At 74.5% G+C, this 8,778-nt stretch carries 7 protein-coding genes; 3 read left to right on the forward strand and 4 right to left on the reverse strand.

The window, feature by feature from the left end; translation table 11 throughout:
- Positions 1-81 precede the first annotated feature (81 nt).
- A complete protein-coding gene (gene ppc, locus HPT28_RS01860; RefSeq protein WP_219088507.1) occupies positions 82-2,826 on the forward strand; it encodes a phosphoenolpyruvate carboxylase in 2,745 nt (914 codons plus the stop codon).
- Between the two features lie 35 nt (positions 2,827-2,861).
- Here the strand turns inward: ppc and HPT28_RS01865 are convergent, their stop codons facing one another.
- Both HPT28_RS01865 and HPT28_RS01870 read right to left on the reverse strand, forming a co-directional pair.
- The gene (locus tag HPT28_RS01865) at positions 2,862-5,138 is read right to left on the reverse strand and encodes an MMPL family transporter (protein WP_219088509.1); all 2,277 of its coding nucleotides are present in this window, start codon (positions 5,136-5,138) and stop codon (positions 2,862-2,864) included.
- Between the two features lie 173 nt (positions 5,139-5,311).
- On the reverse strand, positions 5,312-6,130 hold the full coding sequence (locus HPT28_RS01870; protein ID WP_219088511.1) for a trans-aconitate 2-methyltransferase: 819 nt from the start codon (positions 6,128-6,130) through the stop codon (positions 5,312-5,314).
- A 148-nt stretch (positions 6,131-6,278) separates the two neighbouring features.
- Between HPT28_RS01870 and HPT28_RS01875 the strand changes: the two genes are divergently transcribed.
- Complete coding sequence (locus tag HPT28_RS01875; RefSeq protein WP_219088513.1) at positions 6,279-6,782, forward strand: MarR family winged helix-turn-helix transcriptional regulator; 504 nt, start codon at positions 6,279-6,281, stop codon at positions 6,780-6,782.
- A gap of 2 nt (positions 6,783-6,784) precedes the next feature.
- On the opposite strand, the gene HPT28_RS01880 is transcribed toward HPT28_RS01875, so the two are convergent.
- A complete protein-coding gene (locus tag HPT28_RS01880) occupies positions 6,785-7,537 on the reverse strand; it encodes a response regulator transcription factor (RefSeq protein WP_219088515.1) in 753 nt (250 codons plus the stop codon).
- 147 nt (positions 7,538-7,684) lie between these two features.
- Between HPT28_RS01880 and HPT28_RS01885 the strand changes: the two genes are divergently transcribed.
- The gene (locus HPT28_RS01885) at positions 7,685-8,134 is read left to right on the forward strand and encodes an N-acetyltransferase (protein WP_219088517.1); all 450 of its coding nucleotides are present in this window, start codon (positions 7,685-7,687) and stop codon (positions 8,132-8,134) included.
- Here the strand turns inward: HPT28_RS01885 and HPT28_RS01890 are convergent.
- Positions 8,127-8,778, reverse strand: a 652-nt coding sequence (locus HPT28_RS01890) for a response regulator transcription factor (RefSeq protein ID WP_219088519.1), incomplete at its 5' end; no start/stop codon positions are given. The genes HPT28_RS01885 and HPT28_RS01890 overlap by 8 nt on opposite strands.

Consider the following 8,778-nt stretch of genomic DNA (forward strand, 5'->3'; position numbering starts at 1 on the left):
CGACGCAACCGCAGCAGCCGCTGGCCGGGCGCACCACAGTGCCGCCAAGAGCTGCCGAAGAGCTGCAAGGAGCCGCCCCTCATGAGCAGTGCCGATCCCCGTCCGGAGGCCGTGGAGACCCCGGAGGGAACCAGCGCCCTGCGCACCGACATCCGCCGACTGGGCGATCTGCTGGGCGAGACGATCGTCCGGCAGGAAGGCCCGGAGCTGCTGGAGCTGGTCGAACGCGTCCGGGCGCTGACCCGCAGCGACGGAGAGGCCGCCGCCGCGCTGCTGGGTGAGACCGACCCGCAGACCGCCGCGAAGCTGGTGCGGGCCTTCTCCATCTACTTCCATCTGGCGAACGTCACCGAGCAGGTGCACCGCGGCCGGGAGATGCGGGAGACGCGCTCGGTCGAGGGCGGTCGGCTGTCGCGCACCGCCGACCTGCTGAAGGACGCCGACCCCGCCCACCTGCGGGAGACGGCCCGGCACCTGGGCGTGCGGCCGGTGTTCACCGCGCACCCGACCGAGGCGGCCCGCCGCTCGGTGCTGACGAAGCTGCGCAAGGTCGCCGAGCTGCTGGAGGTCACCGACTCCGCCGAGCGCCGCCGTACCGACCTGCGGTTGGCGGAGAACATCGACCTGATCTGGCAGACGGACGAGCTGCGCGTGGCCCGCCCCGAGCCGACGGACGAGGCCCGCAACGCGGTGTACTACCTGGACGAGCTGCACCGCGGCGCTGTCGGCGACGTCCTGGAGGACCTGGCCGCCGAGCTGGAGCGCGCCGGGGCGCCGCTGCCCGCCGGCTCGCGCCCGCTGACGTTCGGCACCTGGATCGGCGGCGACCGCGACGGCAACCCGAACGTCACCCCGCAGGTGACCTGGGACGTGCTGATGCTCCAGCACGAGCACGGCATCGAGCAGGCTCTGGAGCACGTGGACGAGCTGCGCGGCGCGCTGTCCAGCTCCATCCGGAACTGCGGGGCCACGCAGGAGATGCTGGACTCGCTGAGCGACGACCTGGAGCGGCTGCCGGAGATCAGCCCGCGCTACAAGCGGCTGAACGCCGAGGAGCCCTACCGGCTGAAGGTCACCTGCATCCGGCAGAAGCTGCTCAACACCCGGGACCGGCTCGCGCAGGACAAGCCGCACGTCCCGGGGCGCGACTACCTGGGCACGGGCGAGCTCCAGGCCGACCTCGAGCTCGTACAGTCCTCGCTGCGGCAGCACCGCGGCGAGCTGATCGCCGACGGGCGGCTGGAGCGGGTGCTGCGCACGCTGGGCGCTTTCGGGCTGCAGCTCGCGACGCTGGACGTGCGCGAGCACGCCGACGCGCACCACCGCGCGCTGGGCCAGCTCTTCGACCGCCTGGGTGAGGAGTCCTGGCGGTACGAGGACATGCCGCGCGACTACCGGCGCAGGCTGCTGGCGAAGGAGCTGCGTTCGCGGCGCCCGCTGGCCCCGACCCCGGCGCCGCTGGACGAGGCGGGCGCGAAGACCCTCGGCGTCTTCGACACCGTCCGCCGGGCGCTGGACACCTTCGGGCCCGAGGTCGTCGAGTCGTACATCATCTCGATGTGCCAGGGCGCCGACGACGTGTTCGCCGCCGCGATCCTCGCCCGCGAGGCCGGGCTGATCGACCTGCACGCGGGGTGGGCCCGCATCGGCATCGTCCCGCTGCTGGAGACGACCGACGAGCTGCGGATCGCGGACGAGCTGTTGGACGCCATGCTCTCCGACCCCTCCTACCGGAAGCTGGTGGCGCTGCGCGGCGACCTCCAGGAGGTCATGCTCGGCTACTCGGACTCCTCGAAGTTCGGCGGCATCACCACCTCGCAGTGGGAGATCCACCGCGCCCAGCGGCGGCTGCGCGACGTCGCGCACCGGCACGGGGTGCGGCTGCGGCTCTTCCACGGCCGCGGCGGCACCGTCGGGCGGGGCGGCGGCCCGACGCACGACGCCATCCTCGCCCAGCCGTACGGGACGCTGGAGGGCGAGATCAAGGTGACCGAGCAGGGCGAGGTCATCTCGGACAAGTACCTGGTGCCCTCCCTCGCGCGGGAGAACCTGGAGCTGACCGTCGCGGCCACCCTCCAGGCGTCCGCGCTGCACACGGCGCCGCGCCAGTCGGACGAGGCGCTGGCCCGCTGGGACGCGGCGATGGACACCGTCTCGGAGGCTGCGCACGGCGCCTACCGCGCCCTGGTGGAGGACCCGGACCTGCCCGCGTACTTCTTCGCCGCCACGCCGGTCGACCAGCTCGCCGAGCTGCACCTGGGCTCGCGTCCTGCCCGGCGCCCCGACTCGGGGGCCGGGCTCGACGGACTGCGGGCGATCCCGTGGGTGTTCGGCTGGACGCAGTCGCGGCAGATCGTGCCGGGCTGGTTCGGCGTGGGCACCGGGCTGAAGGCGGCCCGGGAGGCCGGGCTCGGCGACGTCCTGGCCGAGGCGCAGGAGCGCTGGCACTTCTTCCGCAACTTCCTGTCGAACGTCGAGATGACGCTGGCCAAGACGGACCTGCGGATCGCCCGGCACTACGTGGATACGCTGGTGCCGGCCGAGCTGCGGCACGTCTTCGACGTCATCGAGGCGGAGCACGCGCTGACGGTGCGGGAGGTGCTGCGCGTCACCGGGGAGAGCGAGCTGCTGGAGTCGAACCCCGTCCTGCGGCAGACGCTGAAGATCCGCGACGCCTATCTGGACCCGATCTCCTACCTCCAGGTGGCGCTGCTGGACCGGCAGCGGCGGGCCGCCGAGCGCGGCGAGGCGCCGGACCAGACGCTCTCCCGGGCGCTGCTGCTGACGGTCAACGGCGTGGCCGCGGGCCTGCGCAACACGGGCTGACCACGCCCCTGCCGCCGGAGGCGGCGCGCGGGGTGTCACGCCCCGCGCGCCGCCTCCCCGGCGCCCTCGGCCCGCACCCGCGGCAGCAGGCGGTCCAGCGCGCGCGGCATCCACCAGGCCGCGCGCCCGAGCAGGGTGAGCGCGGCCGGGACGAGCAGCAGGCGCACCACGGTGGCGTCGACGAGCACGCTGACGGCCAGCCCGAGGCCGAGCATCTTGACGACGATGACGTCGCTCAGCACGAACGCCCCGAACACGCTGACCATGATCAGCGCGGCGCAGGAGATGACGCGGGCGGTGACCTCCAGGGCGTGGGCGACGCTCGCGTGGCTGTCGCCCGTCCGCAGCCAGGCGGCGTGCACCCGGGAGAGCAGGAACACCTCGTAGTCCATGCTGAGCCCGAACACGATGGCGAACATCATCATCGGCACGTAGCTCTCGATGGGCACCGTTCCGTTGACGCCGAGGGCGGGGCCGCCCCAGCCCCACTGGAAGACGGCGACCAGCACCCCGTAGGCGGCGGCGATGGAGAGCAGGTTCAGCACGGCCGCCTTGACCGCGACGAGCACCCCCCGGAACACGGTGAGGATGATGAGGAAGGCCAGGCCGACGACGACGGCGATGATGACCGGCAGCCGGCCGGCGATGACGTCGCGGAAGTCGACCTGTGCGGCGGTGACGCCGGTGACGTAGCCGCTCGCCTCCGTGCCGCGGGTGACCTCGGGCAGCGTGTCGTCCGCCAGCCGGTGGACGAGGTCGGTGGTCGCCGCGTCCTGCGGGGCCTGGGCGGGGGTCACGGTCGACAGCAGCACGTCGCCGTCGCCGACGGCCTGGGGCGGCGTGGCCCCGGTGGCCCCGGGCAGGTTCTTCAGGGCGTCGCCGAGGGAGGACGCGAGGGCGTCGCGCTGGTCCTCGGGAACCCCGGCCTGGTCGACGACGACGGTGAGCTGGCCGTTGGTGCCCACGCCGAAACCGGAGGAGATGAGGTCGTAGGCCCTGCGGTCGGTGAAGGAGGCCGGGTCCGCGCCGTCGTCGATGTGCCCGAGCCGCAGCGACAGCAGCGGGATGGCCAGGATGAGCAGGACGACGACACCGGCGCCGAGGACGGGCCAGGGGTGCCGGCGGACGAAGCCGGCCCACCGGTGCCAGGTGCCGCCAGCGGCGGCCCCGGAGGCGGCCGGCGTCGTCTCGGCCACGGGGGTGCGCACATGCAGCCGGTCGATGCCGCGGCCCGCCATGCCCAGCAGCGCGGGCGCGAGGGTGAGGGCGCCGAGGAGCGCGGTCAGGACGGTGATCGCGGCGGCCATGCCGAGCCGCCCGATGAAGGTGAGCCCGGATGCGTAGAGGCCGCCGAGCGCGACGATGACCGTGCTGCCGGAGACGAGGACCGCGTGCCCGGCGCTCGCGACCGCGCGTCCCGCGCTGTCGGCGGCCTCGCCCCCGTCCAGGAGGAGCTGCCGGTGGCGGGTGATGAGGAAGAGGGCGTAGTCGATGCCGACGCCGATGCCGATCATCGTGGCGAGCGTCGGGGACACCGAAGCGAACGTCACCTGCGCCGCGACCAGGCCCAGCACCGCGACGCCCACGACGACCGCGGCGAGCGCGGACAGCAGTGGGACGGCCGCGGCCACGACACTGCCGAAGGTGAGCAGGAGGAGGACGACGGCGACGCCGTAGCCGATGCCCTCGCTCATGGTGTCGGCCGGGGCGGGGCGGGCCAGTTCCCCGAGTCCGGCGCCGTACTCGACCTGCACGCCCGCCGAGCGCAGCGGCTGGACGGCGGCGTCGACCTCGTCGATGTAGTCCTGGCCCAGGGTCTGCGGGTTGGTGTCGAAGCGGACCGTCAGATAGGCGGTGCGGCCGTCCTTCGAGACGGCCGACGGATCGCGGCCCGAGTCCGCGAACGGGTTGGTCACCGAGGTGACGTGCGGGAGCTTCCCGAGGGCGGTGGCGGTGTCGGCCGTCTGCCGCGTGTACCGGCTCAGCCCGTCCTCGTCGTGCAGGACGACGGGGGCGCTCGTGCCGCTCAGCTGCGGGGCGTGCTCGCTGAGGACGTCCGCGCCGCGCTGGGCGGAGGAGTCGGAGAGGGTGAAGTCGTCGGAGTAGTCGCCGCCCCAGACGGCGGCGGCCGTGTGCGCTCCGGCCAGGGCGACCACCCACGCGAGCAGGACCGTGACCCAGTGCCGGGCGCACCACCGGCCCAGCCGGTACAGGAGGGCACCGCGGCCGGAGGAGGGGGCGCCGGAGGAGGGGGCTCCGCGCCCCGCCGCGTTGGACGGCGGGCCGCCGGGCCCGCCGGAGGGTGCCGCCATGCCGCTCCCGTGCCTGCGAGAAGACGGTGCCGGACGCCGCCCCACGGGGTTGGTGTCCGGCACACGCGCGTGGCTCTCACCGTAGGTCCGGGCCGGGGACGCGGCATGCCCCTCGGGCCGTTCGGGGGACGCTCCGTCCGGGGGTCATGGGGGTGGCCCCGGACGGGCGGGGGTCAGGCGGGTTTGCGGGCCACCGCGAAGATCCGGCGGAACGGGAACACCGTGCCGTCCGGGCCCTCGGGGTAGGCGGCCCGCAGGAGGTCGCGGTACTCGGCGACGAACGCCTCCGCGGCCTCGGGGTCGTCGGCGAGGGTCGTCAGCACCGGGCGCAGGGCCGTGCCGCGCACCCAGTCGAGCACGGCGTCGCGGCCCTGGAGGAGCTGGACGTACGTCGTCTCCCACACGTCGGCCGTGCAGCCGAGGTCGGTGAGCCACCGAAGGTACTCGGCCGGTTCGAGGATGTGGACGTAGCGACGGCCCTGATCAGCCAGGCGTGCCCGCCAGCGGGGGGAGTCGCACAGCTCGCCGAGCAGCGCGTGGCTGGGCGAGGTGAAGTTGCCGGGCACCTGGAAGGCGAGGACGCCGCCGGGCGGCAGCGCCTCCAGCCAGGACTTGAAGCGTTCCGCGTGGCCGCGCACCCACTGGAGGGCGGCGTTGGAGACGATCAGGTCGTACTGCTCCTGGGGTTCCCAGTCCGCGATGTCGCCGCGGGCGAAGTGGAGGTGTCCGCCGCCCGGGGTGCCGCCTTCACGCGTCCGGGCGGCGGCGAGCATCTGGGGTGAGCTGTCGTAGCCGGTGATGCGCGCGTCCGGCCAGCGGCGGGCGAGCAGCTCCGTCACGTTGCCGGGGCCGCAGCCCAGGTCGGCTATGCGGGCCGGGCGCCCGGTCGCGGGCAGCTGGGGTATGCGTTCCAGCAGGTCGTGGAACGGGCGGGTGCGGTGGTCCGTGTGCTGAAGGTAGATCTGTGGGTCCCAGGTTGGAGCGGACGACATGTGTGGTGCCTCCTCGCGTGCGTCGGACCGGCCCTGCCTGACAGGCGGTCCCGGCCATCGGAGCCTTCCACCCTGGAAAGGTCGTCACCCCTCGAATTTATCTCGATATCAAGAAACTTTATGGCGACACAACTACTACACTGATCGCATGGAGGACGAGGTCGATCGACTGGTGGCAGCGTGGCGCCGTGAACGCCCCGATCTCGACGTGGAACCGCTCGAAGTGCTCAGCCGGGTCAGTCGGCTCGCCCGCCACCTCGACCGGGCCCGTCGGATCGCGTTCGCGGAGCACGGGCTGGAGCCCTGGGAGTTCGACGTCCTCACCTCCCTGCGGCGCGCCGGGGCGCCCTACCAGCTCTCCCCCGGCCAGCTCCTCACCCAGACGCTGGTGACCTCCGGCACCATGACGAACCGGATCGACCGGCTCGCCAAGAAGGGCCTCGTCGAGCGGCTGCCCGACCCCAGCGACCGCCGCGGCGTCCTCGTCCGCCTCACCGACGAGGGCCGCGACCGCGCGGACCAGGCCCTCGCCGGGCTGCTCGCCCAGGAGCGGGCCATCCTCGTCGAGCTGTCCACCGCCCAGCGCTCGGATCTCGCCGGGCTGCTGCGTCGGCTCACCGCCCCCTTCGACAACGTTCCCGTCGGTCCCTGACGTCAGGGACCGGGCTGTGCCGCCGGGCCACCCCCGCCCCGGGGTCCGCCCGGGGCCCCTCCCGCCGCGCCGATCCCCGCCCGGCGCGCCAGCGCCACCGCGGCGAGCGTCGAGTGGACGCCCAGCTTGCCCAGGACGTTCTGCATGTGCGTCCGCACCGTGTGCGGGGACAGGTACAGCCGCTCCGCGACCGCGTTCCGCCCGAGCCCCGCCACCATGCACCGCAGCACCTCGTGCTCCCGCGGGGTCAGCGAGGCCAGCAGCCGCTCCCCCTCGCTGCGCTGCCGCGCCCCCGCCGTCAGCTCCCGCAGCACGCCCGTCAACAGGGCGGGCGGCACGTGCGTCTCGTCCCGCAGCGCCCCCCGGACGACGAGCAGCAGCCGGGACAGCGACACCCCCTTGGCCACCCAGCCCGCGGCCCCCGCCTGGAACGCCGCGGCCGCGCGCCGCGAGTCGTCCCGCGCCGCCAGCACGACCGTCCGCAGCCCCGGATGCCCCCGCCGCAGCCGCGCCAGCAGCGGCGCCCCCTCCACCGAGCCGGGCCCCGGCTCCCCGCCCGAGCCGATCAGCTCGACGTCGACCAGCAGCACCGCGAAGGGCCGCCCGTCCGCCGCGCCCCGCTCCAGACAGCGCTCCACGGCCTCACCGCTCGACGTCGCCGCCGGCTCCATGTCCGGCTCGGCCGCGAGCGCCGCGGCCATCGACTCGGCGAACACCCGGTGGCCGTCCGCCACCAGTACCCGGATCCGTCGCACACACCCCACCCCTCGGCACACCCCCGGCACAGTGCGGACCAGGGTACGGACGCCGGGCCCCGGCGGAAGCCCCGCCGCGACATCCGTCCGGACCCCGGCCCGCAAAAGCGCTCCCGGCCCAGGCCCCCGGCGGCCTAGTGTGACGGCATGTACACCCTCGACACGACGGTCAGCGCAGCCCGCCGCGACCTGCTGGTCTCCCGGCTGCGGGAGACCAACACCCGGCGCTCCCCCGTCCTCGCCGCGATGCGCGACACCCCGCTGGACGCCGACGTCCCCGTGCACGTCCACGCCCTCGATCCCGGCGACGGCGACGCTCTCGTCGGCGGGCTCGTCGGGCACGTCTGGGGGCGGTGGCTGCACGTCGACTACCTGTGGGTCGACGAGCACCGGCGCGGCGCCGGGCTCGGCGGCCGTCTCCTCGCCCGCGCCGAGGAGACGGCCCGCCGAGAGCACGACTGCCTCTTCGCCCGAGTCGGCACGTGGGACTTCCAGGCCCCCGGCTTCTACCAACTGCACGGCTACACCATCGCGCTGGCGCTGCCCGACTACCCGCCCGGCGTCACCGACTACCTGCTCACCAAGCCGCTCACCTGAGCAGCCCCGTCCGCGCGGCCAGGGCCGCCGCCTCCAGCCGGGAACCCACCTCCAGCTTGGACAGCACCCGCTGCACATGCGTCCGCGCCGTGCTCGGCGCGATCCCCAGCGCCGCCGCGATCCCCCGGGTGTCCTCCCCCTCCGCCACCCGGGTCAGCACCTCGACCTCCCGGACCGTCAGCAGGGCCCGCAGCCGCGCGGCCTCCTCCTCCGGCTCCGGCGCCGGGTGCAGCAGCTCGGTGAACGCCTGCCGCAACAGCTCCGGCGTGACCGCCGCCTCCCCCGCCCGCACCCGGCACAGCGCCCGGTCCACCTGGGCCACCCGCTCCCCGCAGGGCACGTAGCCGCACGCCCCGGCGGCGAACGCGGCCGCCACGCCCCGCGGATGGGGCACCGGGCCGAGTACGACGACGGACGTCAGCGGCTGCCGCGCCCTGATCAGCGCCACGGACTCGAAGGCCTCCGGCGCCCCGGGCGCCCCCGTGCCCCACAGGCACACCTCGGGCCGCCTGCGCACGACCACCTCGACGGCCTCCGCGTCCGGGGTCAGGGCCGCCAGCACCCGGTGCCCGCGCAGTCGCAGCGCCGAGGCCAACGCCTCGGCCTGCAACCGGTACTCGTCGACGACCACGACCCGTACCCCC

The organism is Streptomyces sp. JJ38 (assembly GCF_019303475.1).
Lineage (GTDB): Bacteria > Actinomycetota > Actinomycetes > Streptomycetales > Streptomycetaceae > Streptomyces.